At 33.1% G+C, this 18,992-nt stretch carries 15 protein-coding genes, 1 other RNA gene and 2 pseudogenes; 10 read left to right on the top strand and 8 right to left on the bottom strand.

The window, feature by feature from the left end:
• Positions 1 to 275: 275 nt before the first annotated feature.
• Positions 276 to 1,262 (bottom strand): LacI family DNA-binding transcriptional regulator, encoded by a 987-nt coding sequence (locus J3U09_RS03285; RefSeq protein WP_065734732.1) that lies wholly within the window; start codon positions 1,260 to 1,262, stop codon positions 276 to 278.
• Positions 1,263 to 1,541: 279 nt separating this feature from the next.
• Between J3U09_RS03285 and J3U09_RS03280 the strand changes: the two genes are divergently transcribed.
• The 3 genes from J3U09_RS03280 to ssrA all read left to right on the top strand — a co-directional run bounded on the left by J3U09_RS03280 (position 1,542) and on the right by ssrA (position 5,122).
• On the top strand, positions 1,542 to 2,945 hold the full coding sequence (locus tag J3U09_RS03280) for a hypothetical protein (RefSeq protein WP_267357122.1): 1,404 nt from the start codon (positions 1,542 to 1,544) through the stop codon (positions 2,943 to 2,945).
• A 144-nt stretch (positions 2,946 to 3,089) separates the two neighbouring features.
• The gene (locus J3U09_RS03275) at positions 3,090 to 4,478 is read left to right on the top strand and encodes an MFS transporter (RefSeq protein ID WP_081303387.1); all 1,389 of its coding nucleotides are present in this window, start codon (positions 3,090 to 3,092) and stop codon (positions 4,476 to 4,478) included.
• Positions 4,479 to 4,757: 279 nt separating this feature from the next.
• Positions 4,758 to 5,122, top strand: a transfer-messenger RNA (tmRNA) gene (ssrA, locus tag J3U09_RS03270).
• A 158-nt stretch (positions 5,123 to 5,280) separates the two neighbouring features.
• Here the strand turns inward: ssrA and J3U09_RS03265 are convergent.
• The 3 genes and pseudogenes from J3U09_RS03265 to J3U09_RS10975 form a co-directional block, all read right to left on the bottom strand.
• The gene (locus J3U09_RS03265; RefSeq protein WP_065563679.1) at positions 5,281 to 5,514 is read right to left on the bottom strand and encodes a hypothetical protein; all 234 of its coding nucleotides are present in this window, start codon (positions 5,512 to 5,514) and stop codon (positions 5,281 to 5,283) included.
• A gap of 75 nt (positions 5,515 to 5,589) precedes the next feature.
• A pseudogene (locus tag J3U09_RS03260) lies at positions 5,590 to 5,751 on the bottom strand (helix-turn-helix domain-containing protein); the annotation flags it as partial.
• 5 nt (positions 5,752 to 5,756) lie between these two features.
• A pseudogene (locus tag J3U09_RS10975) lies at positions 5,757 to 6,045 on the bottom strand (helix-turn-helix domain-containing protein).
• Between the two features lie 174 nt (positions 6,046 to 6,219).
• Here J3U09_RS10975 and J3U09_RS03250 point away from each other — a divergent pair.
• The 5 genes from J3U09_RS03250 (at position 6,220) to J3U09_RS03230 (ending at position 14,682) form a co-directional block, all read left to right on the top strand.
• Entirely contained in the window at positions 6,220 to 6,411 is a 192-nt protein-coding gene (locus J3U09_RS03250) for a helix-turn-helix domain-containing protein (RefSeq protein WP_267357118.1), read from the top strand.
• 488 nt (positions 6,412 to 6,899) lie between these two features.
• Positions 6,900 to 9,281, top strand: a complete 2,382-nt coding sequence (locus J3U09_RS03245; protein ID WP_065563682.1) for a type I restriction-modification system subunit M — start codon at positions 6,900 to 6,902, stop codon at positions 9,279 to 9,281.
• Positions 9,282 to 9,286: 5 nt separating this feature from the next.
• Positions 9,287 to 10,621: a restriction endonuclease subunit S gene (locus tag J3U09_RS03240; protein ID WP_218058479.1), complete on the top strand. Its 1,335-nt coding sequence runs from the start codon at positions 9,287 to 9,289 to the stop codon at positions 10,619 to 10,621.
• 20 nt (positions 10,622 to 10,641) lie between these two features.
• Positions 10,642 to 13,683 (top strand): type I restriction endonuclease subunit R, encoded by a 3,042-nt coding sequence (locus tag J3U09_RS03235; protein ID WP_267357116.1) that lies wholly within the window; start codon positions 10,642 to 10,644, stop codon positions 13,681 to 13,683.
• Between the two features lie 210 nt (positions 13,684 to 13,893).
• Positions 13,894 to 14,682, top strand: a complete 789-nt coding sequence (locus J3U09_RS03230) for a hypothetical protein (protein WP_065563684.1) — start codon at positions 13,894 to 13,896, stop codon at positions 14,680 to 14,682.
• A gap of 31 nt (positions 14,683 to 14,713) precedes the next feature.
• On the opposite strand, the gene J3U09_RS03225 is transcribed toward J3U09_RS03230, so the two are convergent.
• Positions 14,714 to 15,622, bottom strand: a complete 909-nt coding sequence (locus J3U09_RS03225) for a DUF5655 domain-containing protein (RefSeq protein WP_065563685.1) — start codon at positions 15,620 to 15,622, stop codon at positions 14,714 to 14,716.
• Positions 15,623 to 15,766: 144 nt separating this feature from the next.
• Here J3U09_RS03225 and J3U09_RS03220 point away from each other — a divergent pair, with 144 nt between their 5' ends.
• Positions 15,767 to 15,934, top strand: a complete 168-nt coding sequence (locus J3U09_RS03220; RefSeq protein ID WP_081299577.1) for a hypothetical protein — start codon at positions 15,767 to 15,769, stop codon at positions 15,932 to 15,934.
• A gap of 282 nt (positions 15,935 to 16,216) precedes the next feature.
• On the opposite strand, the gene J3U09_RS03215 is transcribed toward J3U09_RS03220, so the two are convergent.
• The 3 genes from J3U09_RS03215 to J3U09_RS03205 all read right to left on the bottom strand — a co-directional run bounded on the left by J3U09_RS03215 (position 16,217) and on the right by J3U09_RS03205 (position 18,453).
• On the bottom strand, positions 16,217 to 16,954 hold the full coding sequence (locus tag J3U09_RS03215; RefSeq protein WP_065563686.1) for a carbonic anhydrase: 738 nt from the start codon (positions 16,952 to 16,954) through the stop codon (positions 16,217 to 16,219).
• A 456-nt stretch (positions 16,955 to 17,410) separates the two neighbouring features.
• Entirely contained in the window at positions 17,411 to 18,058 is a 648-nt protein-coding gene (locus J3U09_RS03210) for a hypothetical protein (protein ID WP_141673972.1), read from the bottom strand.
• A 65-nt stretch (positions 18,059 to 18,123) separates the two neighbouring features.
• Entirely contained in the window at positions 18,124 to 18,453 is a 330-nt protein-coding gene (locus tag J3U09_RS03205) for a hypothetical protein (RefSeq protein ID WP_141673973.1), read from the bottom strand.
• Between the two features lie 60 nt (positions 18,454 to 18,513).
• Here J3U09_RS03205 and J3U09_RS03200 point away from each other — a divergent pair, with 60 nt between their 5' ends.
• A complete protein-coding gene (locus J3U09_RS03200; protein ID WP_267357115.1) occupies positions 18,514 to 18,768 on the top strand; it encodes a hypothetical protein in 255 nt (84 codons plus the stop codon).
• Positions 18,769 to 18,992: the final 224 nt, after the last annotated feature.

The raw sequence follows: 18,992 nt of genomic DNA, 5'->3' as shown, positions 1-18,992 counted from the left end.
TTTTTCAATATGTTTCCATACATCAATTATTTAGGTAGATTATTTGAATATTAGAAAAGCGTGCAATTGAATTAGTAAAAGCAGTAGATAAAAAAAATCCACTCAAAAATTGAGTGGAAGGCAAAAAATGAATTAACGTAATCTGAATATATAGACAGACTAAATCATAAAAAGTTCCAAATAATTTCAAAAAAATTTAAAGTTTTTATATAAATTATCGTATGCGCTTGATTTATAATAATTTATTTGTTGGATTTTTTTATATATAAAATCACTTAAAATGAATTATCATAACCTTGATACAAGCTAATTGGTAAATTAGTTATGCTTTGATAGGGTTCACCATTAATCATTGCTAACAGTATCGATACTGCATTTTGGGCAATTTGTAGAATTGGTTGACGGATTGTAGTTAAAAACGGCATATGTTGTAGAGTTAATTCAGCACCATCAAATCCAACTACTTGTAATTGCGAAGGTAAAGATAATCCACAATCTCGCGCAGCATTAATTGTTGCAATCGCTGATGAATCATCAGCTAATACTCCATCAATAGTTTGGGACTGTAACCGTTTTTTAATTAACTGATATTTTTCTTCATAGCTAATTGAAAAATCCATATCAAGTGTAATTGACTTAAGACCTGCAACTTGAATGCTATCTTTGTAAGCTTGATACCGTTTATTAGCATCCATATCAACTTGTTTATCATTTGTAATCGAACCAATATAAAGAATTTTCTTACAACCATTTTTTATTAAATGTTGGCTAGCTAGAAGTCCTCCTGCATAGTTGTCACATGAAATAACAGGTATTTTTTCATTTATTTTTCGATCTATTGAGACGATATTCAGATCGGGTATTAGGTAATCAGCTAAATTTTCATTCATAGAGTTAACTATGACTCCTTCAACCTGATGACGCCTTAGCATCGATAAAAAATTTTTTTCCTCTTCTTGATTATGATGACTGTTGCAAATTAATATTTTATAACCTTGGCGAGATAATATTCTTTCTAAATAACTGATTAATTCCATTTGGAATGGATTAGTTAAACTTGGAAAAATCAAGCCTATTAAATTACTTTTATTATTTGATAATGAACGTGCTAATTCATTAGGATAGTATCCCAACGTTTCCATTGCTTCTTGCACACGTTGACGAGTTGTTGCACTAATATATCCACGATTATTTAATACCCGTGAAACAGTAGTAGCGGAAACACCCGCTAGTTTAGCAACATCATCTCTGCTTAATTTCATAATCATCCTTTAACTATCATTAATATTATAACGAGATAATTATAATGCTTTTTATAATGACGTAAATCATTCAGTTGATTTGTAATTTTAAGATCAAATTTTTTAGTGACATTCATCACAAAATCACTTCGGAATAAGTGATATCCCTCACAAATTTTGCATTCTAATTGTGGACGCGGTTGACATATGGACGCGGTTGACATGAAATGAAATAAATTATTTCAAAAGTGAATGACAAAGAAATGTCATTTATTCACATATAAATAAAAGGAGTAAAAAATGCAAAAATTACATTATCAACCAAAAGGCTATTGGGTTGGCGATATTATGCCATTTGGAAAAGACGGGGTTTTTTATCTTTATGATCAACGCGACAATCGCAACCCTTGCCCTTTTGGTGAACCGTTTGGATGGTCACTTGCCACTACGACTGATTTTGTTAATTACCAAAATTTGGGAGATTCTATTAAAAAAGGTGGTGAACAAGATGTCGATCAATTTATCTATGCTGGATGTGTCTTCGAAGCAGAAGGTAAAGGACATGCTTTTTATACAGGTTACAACCGCAATTGGGAGAAAGAGGGAAAAACATCACAAGTATTATTACATGCTTGGAGCGACGATTTTAAAACATGGCATAAATCCTCGCAACTTATAACACTAACACCACAACCTGGTTATGACATTAGTGATTGGCGAGATCCCTGGGTAATTTGGAATGATGAAAAGCAAGAATATTTATTGATTCTAGGCGCAAGATTAAAAGGACCGAAAACAGAACAATCTGGTCGAGTTGTTGCTTTTACATCAAAAGATTTAAAAAATTGGCAATTCCAAGGTGATTTTTGGGTAGCGGGTAAATATACCATGATTGAAATGCCTGACTTATTCAAAATTGGAAACTGGTGGTATTTGATTTATACCGAATATAGTGATCAAAGTAAAACTCGCTACGTCATGAGCCAATCTTTAGAAGGTCCATGGTTCACCCCTAACGACGATGCCTTTGATGGGCGAGCTTACTATGCAGCAAGAACCGCTTTTGACGGTAAACGTCGTATTCTTTTTGGTTGGGTACCAACAAAAGAAGATAATGATGATTTAAAAAATTTCCAATGGGCAGGAACTTTTGTACCTCATGAAGTTTATCAAAAAGCTGATCATACACTTGGTGTAAAAGTAGTGGATAGTTTATGGAATGCTTTTATTCATCCAAAAAAAATTGATGATTTTTCAATTAATTCTCCTTACGCACGTCAAGAACAATTATTAATTGAAAATACAGGCAAAACATTCCGTTTTTCAACGACAGTTAAATTCAGTAAAGGTACTCGAGATTTTTCCATCCGTTTGATGAAAGATAAACATACTGGCGAATCATATGATTTTATTTTTTCGCTTGTTGATAACCGATTAACTTTCGATAAAACCCCTTGTTATCCTTGGTATCGCGTGATGAATAAAGGTTTAGAGCGCCCTATTCATCTTGAAGCGGATCGTGAATATGAGTTACAGATCATCGCTGATGATACGCTATTTACTTTATACATAGATGGTACTGCGCTAAATGTTCGTGGTTATGATCAATTAGGAAATAGCTTGGCAATCGCCGTCAGTGATGGAACTTTAAGCTGTAAAAATAATACTTTTTCAAATGAAGGATGTTTTCCAGAAAAATGGTAATCGTACCTATCAGGTTATTTAACTATCAGGTTAGATGATCATCATGATCAAGGCTTTCATCAACTATTTATGATCAAAGCCTTAATTTAGATAGGCGATTATCTTCAGTAATTTAAATATGGAAAATTCATTGGAGATATCATAATGAATACAACAGTAATTGATAATAATGGTCATATGGCTGACCATGACATCTCATTTAAAGAAAAACTCGCTTATGGACTAGGTGATTTTGCAACAGGCTTTTCGGGTGTTACCGTTGGAACCTTTGCGCTTTACTATTATACCGATATTGTGGGAGTTTCAGCTACTTTACTAGGAGCTGTACTACTATTTTCACGTGTTTTTGATGCTGTGATTAATGTCGTTATGGGTTTTATTGTTGATAGAACAAAAAGCAAACATGGCAAAGCTCGAGCATGGATTTTATGGTCGACAATTCCATTTGGTTTATCTTTGATAATGGTATTTAGTGCACCAGAAAATTGGAGTGAATTTGCATTATTAATTTTCGCTGCCATCACGCTCAATATACATTGGATTATTTACACTTCAAGCAATATCCCTTATGGCACGCTAGCAGCATTAATGACCCAAAACTCTTACCAACGCAGTCGATTAAATACTTATCGTATGCTTTGCTATTTTGCAAGCATGTTAATCATTCCGTATATTACACTACCTTTAGTCGAATTTTTTGGTGGAGGTGAACGCGGTTGGCAGTTTACTATGATAATTTATGCCGCAATTTTAATTTTTACCTTTTTCTATACTTTTTTTAATACTAAAGAGCGGATTAAACCAATTAACCAATTTAAGTACAATGCGCCATCACTTGGTGTTTCATTAAAAACTCTTTTAGCAAATAAGTATTGGGTCACAATGTTCTTCACCATGTTAGTAAGTTTTAGTATTTTAGGACTAATCAATGGTGTGGGTGTTTACTACGCAAAATATCTTTTGGCCGATAGCCAACTTATCGGTTTAATCAATATGGCTTTTGCACTACCGTTAGTTGTAGTATTAATGTGCTCAGCTTATATTTTAAAAATAATGAGCCGTTTAACATTTATAATTGTTGGTATGGCAACCATTATATTAGGTAGTATTATCATGGCAATTGCACCTCATGATACCTATATTGCAATAATTGGAACTATCTTACGAGGAGCAGGTTTTGCACCTATTATGGGAAATGCATATTCTATGCTAGCCAATACCATCGATTATGGCGAATGGAAATTTGGCATTAGAAATGATGGCCTAGTCTATAGTGGAGGAAGCTTTAGCGCGATATTAGGCAGTGGTATTGCTTCCGGAGGAATTGGTTGGATATTAGGAATGGCAGGATATATTGCGACAGATATTGCTAATCAACCTGAAAGTGTATTAACTACTTTACAAGTATTATTTATTTATGCACCCTTAGTATTAAGCGCAATCACCATTATATTATTACGGTTTTATACCTTAGAAAAAATTTATCCTGATATCATCAAAGAACTAGCTCAAAGAACACATAATGTCTATTAACCAGCTGAACTGAGGGATTGATAAAACAATTATTATTCCCTCTACTGCTTAATTTTCTAGATATTAAATATCAACTTCTAATCAAAACATTGCTCCATTATCTCTCAATATGGGAACATTAGCAGTTGAAATTAAGCTCAAAAAGCCCAAAAAAGACTATTGGAATTATTACATTAAAACCTGAAAAACCATGGGTAATTAAATAAATTCGAAAGTAGGTTAACTTGTATTAGTACTTGAATTCACCTATAATGCCCTGATATTACTGATACCACAATTGGGGCTGATTCTGGATTCGACGGGATTTGCGAAACCCAAGGTGCATGCCGAGGTGCGGTAGGCCTCGTAAATAAACCGCAAAAAAATAGTCGCAAACGACGAAAACTACGCACTAGCAGCTTAATAACCTGCATAGAGCCTTCTCTCCCTAGCCTCCGCTCGTAGGACGGGGATAAAGAGGAGTCAAACCCAAACGAGATCGTGTGGAAGCCTTGCTTGGGGCGGAAGCATTAAACTTAATCAAGCTAGTCTATCGGTAGCGTGTTTGTCCGCAGCAGGTAGGCGAAATTTAAAGACAAACTACGCATGTAGTACCAAGGATGTAGAGATTTCGGACGCGGGTTCAACTCCCGCCAGCTCCACCAACTATTTTTCCAAAAACGTTCATAAAAAGTATTAAGACAGTGTTTCATTTTTTATACTTTAAAATCATTTAATTTCATCGTTCATCGAAAGCTTCACCCATTAGCTCATCAGCTCAATTTGGTCTAGCAATAGAAACATAATATAAACCTCTCATATTTTAATAAATTGGTTTATATACCTTATAAATATCGAGATCAACCACATAATCTACTTGAATGCGTTCATCATATGGATAAATATAATAACCATAACGAGCACAGAAAATAGATATAAAATCGCCTAAGTCACAATCGGCTAATACCGCCATCACTCGGTGTTTTAATTGTGCAACAGATGACACTTTGCCAGAGAGTAATGAATCTCCATAAAAACTTTCTATTTTAATTAACATATAAGTCTTTTATTTAATCTTTTTAACGACAGTTTCAGGGTTAATTGATAGTAATCGAGCAATATGCACAAACTACACCACATCTAATTGGCGTTCTCCACTTTCAACCTTGGCAATAAAAGATTGTGGCCGATTTAATGCTTGTGCTAGTTTTTCTTGGGTTATGTTTTGCTTAATTCTTACTTCTTTCAGTGTATGAATAACAAGCCTATATTGTTCTAAATAAATGGATGTCATCACAATTATGAAGCCGTTAAACTCACAAACGCATTAGGCTTTTGTTTTTTTAGCTTGTTATATTGAATAATAAAATCGGCTAATTCATCATCTTCAGCATAAAAATAAGCGCTAGGTACATCAAGAACTTTTGCGAGACGTTTTATCAAGAGTAAAATCAGGTGAATGAACTTCATTTTCATAAGAACTAATGCGGGAACTTGCTGATTCTTCGTCTAACCCTGCTTTCACTCCAAGTTCAGTTTGTGTCAGATCTGCATTAATTCTAGCTATTTTTAATCGCTTACCAATCATGATTATTGCTGCTCATTTTATATAGTTTTGATTAATAATTATCCTCTTCTTCGATTTGAATTTCGTAATAGAATGCTTTAATAAATCATGTATAACTTGAATTTTTATTTTAATTTAATCACAATTAAAGTTTTACATTAATAATTCATGTGATTTCTGATTTTAGGAGGTATTATGAATAGCAAAAAGGACTGGCATCCTGCCGATATTATTACTGCATTGAAAAAGAAAGGAACAACGCTATCTGCGTTATCTAGACAATCTGGCTATGCACCTTCAACACTGGCCAACGCACTTGTACGTCCATGGACAAAAGGCGAGCTGATTATTGCCAATGCATTAGGTGTAGAGGCTAAACGGATTTGACCCTCTCGTTATAGAAAGAAAATCCGAGTATTGCGAAGTAAAAAATGTGAATAGAAACAATCTAATATCTACTACGGACAATACTAAAAAGTCGGGTTCAATAAAATGCACAGTTTACGGCACGCTTATACTTTACACGATAAAAAACGCTTACTAGTTGAAAATCAACAAGAACAGGGAATTAACTAATAAAGAGCTAATGCTGGAGTAGTAAACCAAGATCAATGGGCTCGGCAGATAATTAGCAAAGAATTTAGACATTATCGGGGGGTTTTGGTATTGAATACTGGCTTTTTATAAATGCCTAAATCTCCTTTTATTTCATTAAATTATTTAGACAACATACAAATCTGACTTTAATTTATTTCTACCTATTTTTTGTCCATCTACTATTTCTCATGTTTTACCTTCTATTGTTAATATAAGGATTATGCTATCATTTATTGCATAAATTTAAGTTAAAAAGTTACTCATAACTAAGGTAAAAAATGAATCACAGCGTACACAATAAACTTATTTCTTTTATTTGGTCTATAGCCGATGATTGTTTACGCGATGTTTATGTGCGGGGAAAATACCGTGATGTGATTTTGCCTATGGTAGTTTTACGGCGTATTGACACATTATTAGAACCGACTAAGCAAGCGGTATTAACAGAATATCATGTTCAAAAAACAACCTATAAAAATACTGATCTCGATGATTACCCATTGGAAAAAGCATCCGGTTATGTGTTTTATAACACGAGCAAATGGACGCTAAAACAGCTTCACCTTTCAGCTAATAATAGCAATCAAATTTTATTAACTAATTTTGAAGAATACCTTAATGGCTTTAGCAAAAATGTTAAAGAAATTATTCAATGCTTCAATTTAAAAGCACAGATTCGCCATATGGCGAATAAAGATGTGTTATTAGATGTTATTGAAAAATTTGTGTCACCTAAAATTAATTTGACACCACAAGAGGCTGAAGATCCAGACGGTAACCGTCTGCCAGCTTTGACCAATTTAGGTATGGGGTATGTATTTGAAGAGCTGATTCGTAAATTTAATGAAGAGAATAATGAAGAGGCTGGCGAACATTTTACGCCACGTGAAGTCATTGAACTGATGACCCATTTGGTCTTTGACCCGATAAAAGATCAGTTACCGGGGGTTTTAACTATTTACGATCCTGCTTGTGGTAGTGGTGGCATGCTTACCGAATCACAGAATTTCATCGAAGAAAAATACCCCCTTGAAGGAACGGATCGTATGATTGAACTCTATGGTAAGGAGATCAACGATGAAACCTATGCTATCTGTAAATCCGATATGATGATTAAAGGTAATAATCCACAAAATATCAAAGTTGGCTCAACACTTTCTACCGATGAGTTTGCAGGTCGTCCTTTTGATTTTATGTTGTCAAATCCACCTTATGGAAAAAGTTGGGCATCGGAACAAAAATATATCAAAGATGGCAAAAATGTCATCGATAATCGTTTTAAAGTGAAGTTAAAAGATTATTGGGGTAACGAACAAGAGGTTGATGCTATTCCTCGATCGAGTGACGGGCAATTACTGTTTTTAATGGAAATGGTCAGTAAAATGAAATTGCCACAAGCTGGTGTGCAAGGATCTCGTATCGCATCCGTTCATAATGGGTCTAGCTTGTTCACCGGTGATGCAGGTAGTGGCGAAAGTAATATTCGTCGTTATATTATTGAAAATGATCGCCTTGAGGCTATTGTTCAACTGCCTAATAATCTATTTTATAATACCGGCATAACCACCTATATTTGGTTACTAAGTAGTAACAAAGCTCCGCATCGTCAAGGTAAAGTACAATTAATTGATGCGAGTCTATTATTTCAAAAATTGCGTAAAAATTTAGGTGATAAAAATTGTGAGTTTTCACCTGAACATATCCGAGAAATCACTCAAACCTATTTGAATATGGCGACTATCGAACGGCAACTTGATAATAATAACGACCCGATTGGTATTGCCAGTCAATGTTTTGATAATAGTGATTTTGGTTATTATAAAGTTAATATTGAACGCCCCGATCGTCGTAAGGCACAATTTAATATTGAATCCCTTGCTGAACTGCGGTTTGATAAATCATTACGTGACGTGATGAGCCATTTATATAGTATTTATGGTGAGCATGTTTATCAGACTGGATTTTTAAAACCGCAACAAAAATCGATTCTAGACTGGTGTGAAGATAATGGTATTAGTTTGAATAGCAAAGCAAAAGATAAAATTTTTGATACCAAATATTGGTTAAAGCTACAAACTCTTTATCAATCTGCATTAGCTATCATGCAGCAGGTTGGTGAGCAAGAGTACCGTGATTTTAAACTATTTAAACGGGATGTTGATAAAACAATTAAGACATTGAGTCTAAAACTATCATCTAGTGAGAGAAATGCCATTTTAAATGCGGTGAGTTGGTATGACGAAAATGCCGAAAAAGTGATTCAAAAAGTGCATAGTTTCAATAAAGATAAACTCGAAAAGCTATTAGTGCATCTAGATTGTGAAGTGGAGCAATTAGCTGATTTTGGTTATTTTCCAACAGGTAAGACTAACGAATATATTACTTATGAACCTTGTTCTGATTTACGCGATGCGGAGTCTATCCCACTGAAAGACAATATTCACCGCTACTTTTTAGCAGAAGTGCGACCATATGTCGCAGAAGCTTGGATTAACCTAGATAGTACTCAAATCGGTTACGAAATTAGCTTTAATAAATATTTTTATCGTCACAAGCCTTTACGTTCATTAGAAGAGGTGACTCAGGATATTTTATCTTTAGAGCAACAAGCGGATGGTTTGATTGCTGAAATTTTAGGTTTATCGGATAAAATGGAATAATGACAATGAAAACAGTCACTAAGATGCCTCGTTATTCGGCTTATAAAGATTCAGGAGTTGATTGGTTGAGGGAAATACCTGAAGGGTGGGAGTTAGTACCATTAAGAGGGATACTCAATTTTCGTAATGAAAAGAACGATCCAATAATTACAGAGGATATACTATCATTATCTATCGCAAATGGAGTTACCCAATACTCAGATGAAGGAAGAGGTGGGAATAAAAGAAAGGATGATTTAACAGCCTATAAAATAGCAAGACCTAATGATATTGTTATGAATAGTATGAATATTATTGTTGGTGCAGTTGGACTTTCTAAGTATTTGGGAGCAATTAGTCCTGTTTATTACGCTCTATATGCACAAAGTAGTAGTGTATTTATTTCTTTTTATGAACAAATTTTTCAACATATAGGTTTTCAACGAGGGCTTCTTCGTTTGGGAAAAGGTATTCTTATTAAAATTGGCGACTCGGGAAAAATGAATACAATTCGTATGAAAATTTCTCAAAACGATATGAAATCACTCTTGTTTCCAAAACCAAGTATTGAAACCCAAATTTTAATTACCGATTTTCTTAATCAAAAAACAGCCCAGATCGATCAATCGATTGCCATAAAACAAAAGCAGATTGAACTACTTAAAGAGCGTCAGCAAATTATTATTCAACAAGCTGTAACAAAAGGGTTAGATCCTAATGTGCCAATGAAAGATTCCGGTATTGAGTGGATTGGGATGATCCCTGAACATTGGAAAATATCTAAGCTTAAGTATTTATTAGACGAAATAAATATCAGAACAGCAACTGGTAGTGAAGAACTATTATCCTTAAGTAAATATCAAGGGGTCATACCCAAATCATCTTTGGCAGAAAGAGCCGGTTATGCAGAGTCATTGGTTGGATATAAAATTGTTAAAAAAGGGTGTTTAGTTATAAATAAAATGCAAGCTGTAAACGGGCTATTAGCTGTCTCTAATTTTAATGGAATAACTAGTCCTGATTATTCTGTATATAAAGAAAAAAATAGTAATATTATTAATATAAATTTTCTCTGCCATTTATTACTTTGTCCCGAATTTCTTGCTGAGTTTAAAAAGAGGGTTACAGGAGTAATGGATGGTTTTATTCGTTTATATACTGATGATTTATATTCAATTAGTATATTTTTTCCAGAAAAAGAAGAACAATCAACTATAGTTGATTACATAGAACAAAAGATGAAAAAATATAACAATTTAATTGATATAGAAACACAACAAATCGAAAAACTTAAAGAATATAAAACTACCCTAATTGACAGCGCAGTAACAGGAAAAATTAAAATTACGCCAGAAGAATAAATATTAATAAGGAAGAACATATGGTCAGTCAAACCAATGAGCAAGCCCTTGAAGCAACGATTGAAAAACAGTTAACCGGCACGTGTCTGGAAGAACTTAAGGGTGTAAAGGAACCTAATTTGGATCATTATTCAGACTATTATCAATTAGGGTTGGCAAGCGATTTTAACGCCCAGTATGCTATTGATAACCATTTCTTCTGGTCTTTTTTACATAATACCCAAGCCAATGAGTTGAATAAACTACAGAAGAATCACCCCCACGATTGGCAACGTAAAGTGCTTGATCGTTTTGATAAGTTAATTAAAAAATATGGCATTATACATTTACTTAAAAAAGGCTTAGCCATAGATGATATTCATTTAACACTAATGTACCCAGTACCGCTTGCCAGCAGTGGTGAACAAGTACATAATAATTTTGCACAAAATATCTTTAGCTGTACACGTCAGGTACGTTATTCGCAGCTCAATCCTCTACAAGAAATTGATATGGTGCTGTTTATTAATGGTATCGCCATTATCACCCTTGAGTTAAAAAACCCGTGGACAGGTCAAACGGCTCAATATCATGGTCAAAAACAGTACCGCGAAGATCGAGATATCAATCAACCACTATTAACCTTTGCTCGTTGTTTAGTTCATATGACCGTCGATACTGACGAAGTGTATATGACTACTAAATTAGCTGGTAAGGATACCGTCTTTTTACCTTTCAATAAAGGTAATAACGAAGGTAAAGGTAATCCGGTTAATCCTAGTGGTCATAAAACGGCATATTTATGGGAAAGTATTTTTAAGAAAGCAAGCATTGCCAATATAATTCAGCATTTTGTACGTTTGGACGGTAGCAGTAAAGATTTATTAACCAAACGAATGCTGTTTTTTCCACGATACCATCAATTAGATGTTGTGCGTAAACTTATTGAAGATGTGGCTAGTCGCGGGACTGGTCATACCTATCTTATTCAACACTCAGCCGGTTCAGGCAAGTCCAATTCCATTACATGGGCAGCATACCAATTGATCGAAGTTTGTCCTCATAATAATTCAGTGACTGGCGCAAAAGGTATTGATTTGCCGCTCTTTGATTCAGTGATTGTGGTGACGGATCGCCGTCTTTTAGATAAGCAACTGCGTGATAATATCAGTGGTTTTTCAGAAGTAAAAAATATTATTGCTCATGCTCAAAAATCATCAGATTTAAAAGCAGCACTTGAAAATGGTAAAAAAATTATTATCACCACTATCCAAAAATTTCAGGTGATTGTTGATAGTATTAACGATCTGAGTGATAAACGCTTTGCAGTCATCATCGATGAAGCGCACAGTTCACAAAGTGGTTCAGCTCACGATAATATGAATAAAACTATGGGCAAAACGGCTAATGTCGATACCAATGAAAATGAAGATATTCAAGATGTCATTATCAAAACCATGCAGGCGCGAAAACTACGAGGCAATGCGTCTTACTTTGCATTCACAGCTACGCCTAAAAACATTACCTTAGAAAAATTTGGTGATCAGCAAGCTGATGGTACCTTTAAACCATTTCACTTGTATTCAATGAAACAAGCCATTGAAGAAGGCTTTATCTTAGATGTACTGACTAATTACACTACCTATAAATCTTATTACGAAATAGAAAAGTCGATTTCAGATAATCCACTGTTTGATACTCAAAAAGCACAAAAAAAATTACGCGCTTTTGTTGAGAGAAGTAAGCAAACCATCGCCGTTAAGGCTGAAATTATGTTGGATCATTTCCTTAATCAGGTAGTGAATAGTAAAAAGCTGAAAGGAAAAGCCAAAGGTATGGTAGTTACACAAAATATTGAAAGTGCTATCCACTATTATTTTGCTCTTAATGAACAGCTTAAACAATTCAATTATCCATTTAAAATACTAATTGCATTTTCCGGCGATAAAGAGATTGATGGAATTGAATATAGTGAAGCCAGTATCAACGGGTTTTCAGATAATGATACCTCCGAAAAATTTGACTCTGATGAGTATCGATTACTGGTTGTTGCCAACAAGTATTTGACTGGTTTTGACCAACCTAAACTTTGTACCATGTATGTGGATAAGAAATTACAACATGTGTTAGCTGTACAGGCTCTTTCTCGTCTTAATAGAGCAGCACCTAAATGGGGCAAGAAAACCGAAGATCTATTTGTGCTTGATTTTTTTAATAGTATTGAAGATATTAAGCAGGCGTTTGATCCTTTCTATACTGCAACCTCATTATCTCATGCGACCGATATTAATGTATTACACGAACTGAAAGATATGCTTGATGAACCTGGCATTTATGAATGGCATGAGGTTGAAACGTTTAATCAACTTTACTTTAAAGGTAGTGCAGCCGAATTACTTAGCCCAATTATTGACCTTGCTGCAGATCGTTTTAATGTTCAACTCGAATTAGATAACGACGATAAAGTTGATTTTAAAATTAAAGCGAAGCAATTTGTAAAAATTTATAGCCAAATGGCGGCTATCATACCTTTTGAAATGCCAATATGGGAAAAACTGTTTTGGTTCTTAAAATTCTTAATCCCTAAACTAAAAGTGAAAGATCCAGACATGGATAAATTAGATGAACTCCTTGAATCTGTAGATCTTAATTCATATGGTTTACAACGGGTAAAATTGAATCATAAAATTCAATTAGATACTGAAGATGCCGAACTCGACCCTCAAAATGCTAATCCAAGAGGTGCGCATACTGGCGAAAGTGAAGAAAGTACATTAGACGATATTGTGAATATGTTTAATGAACGTTGGTTTCAGGGTTGGAGCATTACTCCAGAAGATCAACGGGTGAAATTTATTTCCATTGTGCAAGATGTCACTGCTCATAAAGATTTTGATATGAAATATAAAAATAATCACGATCCCTATAATCGAGAATTGGCGTTCGAAAGAATCATGCGCGAAATCATGCTGGAAAATCGCCAGAAAGATATGCAACTCTATCAACTCTATGCTCACGATCCAGCCTTTCGGTCAGCATTTTTAGAGAGTATTAAAAGACAAGTAGGTCTTTTATCAAAGTAAAAGTAAAAGTAAAGGTGGATTGAATATGGCAAAAAAACATGGGCGTATGCAAAGAATGAACAGGATGAGTTCATACAAGATAAAAATGATCCATCTAGATTTCGAACTTTCTATATTTGGGAAGTACTAAAATTAAAAAATACTTTACCAGAAGATTATAAAAAAATTAGTTTTTATAGTACGCAAGCGAATCCGTCAAACAGATCAAGAATGGCGCCAGTTAAGAATGGTTTTTTTAGATATATAGAAAATATGAAAGGTGGCAATAATAGCGAAGGTGATAATGAAACTATTTCCCATTCAACAGCTTTACTTGTTTTATCTGAATTAAAAAATATTAAATTTATTATTAAAGATAAAACTTATTTATTGAATTTTTCAAAGTTTATTATTGAACCACGCTTGCAGTTTGAAAATGGTAATGTTTATTTTCCTGACCTTATTGGTTATTTTTCTTCTGAATGTGATTTAGCAGAGAAATGGAATGGAAAAGTCGTTATCGAAATTACTGTGAAACATAAATGCACGTCACAAAAAATACGTGATTTCTTAGAACATGGAATACCAATAATTGAAGTCAGTATTTCAGATAAAATTTGGTTTTCTAAGGAATTTAACGGAAAAGTTTATGATGCTAATAATGTCGAAAACTACTATAATTTTTTAAAAAAATTATTTAATAATAGAGTTTATGGTCACATACGTTCAAACCCTACATCATCTCATTACTATGAAAAACAATTACTCAAAAAGGATAAAATAATTGATGATAATCAACAGAAATTTAATGAGTTCCAAGAATTATGTAAGCTTAAATTAACAGAGGCAATTAAACGGTATGATAACGTTAGGAATAGCTTAGATAATATAAAATTAACTAACCAACAGTTACAACAAGCATTATCTAAAAGCCAAGAAAACGAAAATGCTTTAAAAAAAAGAATTGAAGAAATAAAGTCTATGAGTTTTTGGGAAAAAATTAAACAGATTTTTAATTAGCTTTAAACTAATACACATCTATTTAAAAAGGTTACAACACCTGCTTTACTAAACTCATAATATATTCTAAATTTTTAGTATCAGACACAGTCAATTCATAATCCCCATTTCCCCAATGACCAACATTCGAAACGTTTTTAGTGAGTTTTTTGGGATCATCCAGTTCATCTTTTTTGGCGTTAATCCATATCTTTAACGATTTACTTTGAATATGAATATCAACAATATTATTTTTACCCTGTTTAAAAGCAATATAAAATTTTTTAGGTGAAATTTCTAAATCTGTCGATAACGCCAAAATAGAATTTTTAAAGCTTTCATAAAGCTCTAGAACATCATCTGATTTATCATTCAAATGATAGTCTTCATCATAAACAACTAACGCTTTAGTTACTTTATCTAATGCCGAATCTTTAGTATGTTGTACTTGTTTAATACTTGGTGCCGACTTAGAACGTTTGATAGGGTTAATCGAAATTAAGTCATTATCAAACCGTTTAATTTCCCATAGTTCTATGGCTAAATCTTTAAAGTTAGTCGATTGTTTTTGATAATCAGTAAATGCAGGGGAAACAAAAATAATTTTACTTTGCGACCAATCAATTTGATGACGTTTTAAATTCGCTTGGCAAGATTCATTATACTCGACAATAAAATCAGCCTGATAATCCAGCATAAGATTTAAGTAGGTCACACCCTGATCGATAACACTAAAATTACGTTCACGTTTATATTCAATAATAACAAATGCCTTCGCTTCAGTATCATAAGCCAAGGTATCAATACGGTAATCTTTGATTTTGAATTCAGATTTTACAAAGGTTAAATTACCAATAATATCTAAATTATGTTCGAATAATGACTGGATCTCTTTTTCTAGTTTGAACGGCTTTTCTTTTAAGATAGTCAATTTTTGATTTTTATTTCCGAAAACTTGCATTATTACTTCCTAATCAATCACATCACTTTTCATAGAATAAACGATTCCGTGTTTTTTTGCATTATCCATAAAAATATTATATATATTAAAGCAGGAAACAAAATAATAAAAATTGGCCTTTATCTTGCAAGATTTTATAGCAACATGTCTGATTGTGGAGTGGTAATTATTATAATCCATGAAAATAAAGAAAATGGTGGAGATTATGCTCGTTACTACCAAGGTGAAATTAAAGGATCTAAGATAAATCTTCGTGTTACTCTTAATAATACACAAACAACCTCAGGATTTGCTAATTTAAAAAAATTTTAATTTGGACTTAGACATTAGAGATGTCTGACTCAAATTCAATAGTAACAGGTAATTTAGTTGGTAATTCACAGTTAAAGATTAACATTCAGTTAAAATTTCGCTGATTTAGTTAGTTACTTAAAAACCGCTCAACTGCGGTTTTTTTCAAAATTCAACGAATAAGCATTCTTTTGTTACAAAAACAAACTTTTATTTATTTTATAAGCAACTATCTTGCACAGATATATTTTAAAGAAGCTTTAGTGATCGCTTCTTCTAAAACCTAAAACCCCAATCTTCTTTTTAATCAACAATAACCCTTCCATGTAATGGCTGAATTGGGCGATTATTATCATGATGCATAATCGAGTGGAATTTTTCGATTTGTTCTGCTGAAGCTTGAGATTGTTGTTGTAACACGATCCATCTTACCCCTTCTGTACATGGAGGTGTTGTTAACGATCCGCTAAAACGGTAATAATTCAATTCCTTTGGGAATAACGCCTTAATATCAACGGCGTTTGCTAAAATGGCGCTTTTTCCTGATTCTGTCGGCATTTGTTGCCATGCTTTTGCTAATTCTGAATTAGCTTCACCTTTATTAAACATTAATGCGATTACGGCCAATTCATTATCTTTGTTTTTATAAACAAAGTGTGCTGCCATTGGGAAATATTTGCCTTTAATGGTGTTTTCACTCGGTGTATGGAAATGAAATTGTTGTAATGTGAATATTTCATCGTCTATTTCTAATTGGTTATTTCCGGAAACATCGATCTCAATAGTATGGCCGTTGTTAATAATATTTTGCTGACCGGCTTCAAAAGTAAGTTTAAGCTTGCTATGTTCTGTTTTTAATACATGATCAATATTGATTGGCGATTGATTTTTACCATTTTCACAAGTTGAATATTCCGGTGAAAGTTTTCCCCAGTTTTCTGGTTTTTCCTGCCCTTCATACCCCCAATGTGGGTGATGTTCAGCTGCAGAACAAGATAAGCTTGTTGCCATAAACATTGCGATAATTACGTTACGTTTCATGTTAGCCTTCAATGAGAATTAAATTTAAGTGTATAAATTTTATACCTCATTTATGAAGATGTCTCAATAAAATATACTTTTTTGCCTCTAAACCTAAATAAAAAGCCATGAACATACTTCTTGTATTATTCATGCTAATTTTCAATAAGTTAAGTGTGATTGATAGTGCAGATATTCTTATTTTATTTGATCAAAATGAACAAGTCTTATCAAAATATCAAAATTGTAGATGATAATAATACTGGAAAAATGTATGGCTAAACTCAAAAGGTAAATAGTTTTAGCTTGATACATGTATTTATGAAGTAAAGATTCAATTAAACATGAAATACCGAGTTAATAATCATCCCAGCTCTCCTATTACGGATGAAACCACCGATCATTTTAAAACTTCTGTGAAAATTTTTCCGCATTACGTTTGGTTTTTTTATGACTAAAAGAATGCACAAAAAAATATTATGGTAAATTTAAATATCCAGGTTTTAAAATGTTTTGATAATCTAACAAATATTCGTAATCTAAATAATGTTTAGGTGAACGAATAAAATTACCAGTCAAATTGACTTTTGTTTCTTTATCTTCTCGTTTATAAGTACCATCTTGTTTATTGTTAAGAACTGATGTCCATTTTAGCAATTTTTTACTATACTTAAATAATGCTTTATTATGGATTTTATTTTTTATATCTTCTTTTGTTACTTCCACTTGAGATAAAAATAAATTATTATCATCCCAATTTATTAATTTATTTGTTTTAAAATATAAATCCATATTATATCTGTTGTATACCATCCATAAGTATTTTACCAATTCTCCTTCGTGATTAAATTCTAAAAAGCTAATGTCTATTCCATAAAATGAATTGTTTATGCAAGCTAAGGGAGTTTCTCCGGCAAAGATTGTCACATAATATTGTTGATGATTAAGGCTTGAAAAGGCATATTCAGCCCATTTTTTAGGATTTTTAATTAACTCTAATTCATCTTTGTTAAGATTATTATCTAAATAGTTTTCTTTGATATTGTTGAGTGTGTTTTCTTCTGAATCTAAACTCTTCTTTATCCAATTGTACTGTTTAAACTGAAAGTTATATTTGCTCATCATTAATCACTTTTTGAATAATACTGAAATATCATCAATTATACTTATACCTTTATTAGATGCATATTTTAAAATATCCTCCGATACCCCTTCATATTATCTACATGGAGGTAAACTTTATCACCAAGATTACCTATTTCATTACTTATTGCATTTTTATATTTAGCAGCGGCCCTAATATAAGATTCAGCTGTCTTTTTAGCCACTTTTGATAGGTCTGTAGTTTTTCTTTCTATTATGCCAATTCCTTCAACAAAACTATCAACATATCCTATTCCACTTTTTGTTCCTCCTTTTGCAAGTTTTACATATAGTTCTTTATAAAATGCTTTTCCTGCATCATCAGCAAATCCTTTTGTAAATAGATTCATTGCTAAATTAAAATTTCGTCCTTTCATGATATTTTGAAACCATGTTTGGGATTCCATTATCATTGTAGAAAAACAAGGCTGCGCATTATGCACCAGCCAAGCGAGTTTGCCGACAAATTAGGTGTGCCAGCCTTCAACTTCAAAATTATAAACTTCTTTCTTAGTATAAAGATAGTTTTACCCTTTTACACGATACCATTTTTTATTTTTGGTTTGTATGTGGTATTATTCGGTGAGGTCGGCGGCATCTTTCCAGCCTTCTTTGGTGTAAAAGGGTGTTCGGCGGTAGTTTCAATGGTTTCGCCTTCCAGCTCTATTTGTACGGTGGTGTCTGTCTCTTAGCGGATAATGACGTTACTTTTTTAGGCTTATTTTGCCACTGGTTTGGTTTTGAGACAATCACAGATCGCCCTCTCGTATTTGTTCTATTTTTTTATGCCTTACTGCGTGTGAACAAGCGTTCCGATAGGTTTGGCAGAGTTTTCCGGTGTAAACTCTGGTGTTCAAAATCATTATGATCATGAACATTGGGGATTTAATATAGATTTTATACATACTACTATTTA

This window comes from Gilliamella sp. B2889, from assembly GCF_026536885.1.
In the GTDB taxonomy this organism is placed as follows: Bacteria; Pseudomonadota; Gammaproteobacteria; order Enterobacterales; family Orbaceae; genus Gilliamella; species Gilliamella apicola_E.
Note: the sequence above shows the minus strand (reverse complement) of the source record. Positions and strands in the feature narration are given on the sequence as shown.

Excerpts from the sequence above, each read along its gene's own strand:
- J3U09_RS03285 (WP_065734732.1), bottom strand. The coding sequence starts at position 1,262 with ATGAAATTAAGCAGAGATGATGTTGCTAAACTAGCGGGTGTTTCCGCT.
- J3U09_RS03280 (WP_267357122.1), top strand. The coding sequence starts at position 1,542 with ATGCAAAAATTACATTATCAACCAAAAGGCTATTGGGTTGGCGATATT.
- J3U09_RS03275 (WP_081303387.1), top strand. The coding sequence starts at position 3,090 with ATGAATACAACAGTAATTGATAATAATGGTCATATGGCTGACCATGAC.
- J3U09_RS03265 (WP_065563679.1), bottom strand. The coding sequence starts at position 5,514 with ATGTTAATTAAAATAGAAAGTTTTTATGGAGATTCATTACTCTCTGGC.
- J3U09_RS03250 (WP_267357118.1), top strand. The coding sequence starts at position 6,220 with ATGAATAGCAAAAAGGACTGGCATCCTGCCGATATTATTACTGCATTG.
- J3U09_RS03245 (WP_065563682.1), top strand. The coding sequence starts at position 6,900 with ATGAATCACAGCGTACACAATAAACTTATTTCTTTTATTTGGTCTATA.
- J3U09_RS03240 (WP_218058479.1), top strand. The coding sequence starts at position 9,287 with ATGAAAACAGTCACTAAGATGCCTCGTTATTCGGCTTATAAAGATTCA.
- J3U09_RS03235 (WP_267357116.1), top strand. The coding sequence starts at position 10,642 with ATGGTCAGTCAAACCAATGAGCAAGCCCTTGAAGCAACGATTGAAAAA.
- J3U09_RS03230 (WP_065563684.1), top strand. The coding sequence starts at position 13,894 with ATGGCGCCAGTTAAGAATGGTTTTTTTAGATATATAGAAAATATGAAA.
- J3U09_RS03225 (WP_065563685.1), bottom strand. The coding sequence starts at position 15,622 with ATGCAAGTTTTCGGAAATAAAAATCAAAAATTGACTATCTTAAAAGAA.
- J3U09_RS03220 (WP_081299577.1), top strand. The coding sequence starts at position 15,767 with ATGTCTGATTGTGGAGTGGTAATTATTATAATCCATGAAAATAAAGAA.
- J3U09_RS03215 (WP_065563686.1), bottom strand. The coding sequence starts at position 16,954 with ATGAAACGTAACGTAATTATCGCAATGTTTATGGCAACAAGCTTATCT.
- J3U09_RS03210 (WP_141673972.1), bottom strand. The coding sequence starts at position 18,058 with ATGATGAGCAAATATAACTTTCAGTTTAAACAGTACAATTGGATAAAG.
- J3U09_RS03205 (WP_141673973.1), bottom strand. The coding sequence starts at position 18,453 with ATGAAAGGACGAAATTTTAATTTAGCAATGAATCTATTTACAAAAGGA.
- J3U09_RS03200 (WP_267357115.1), top strand. The coding sequence starts at position 18,514 with ATGCACCAGCCAAGCGAGTTTGCCGACAAATTAGGTGTGCCAGCCTTC.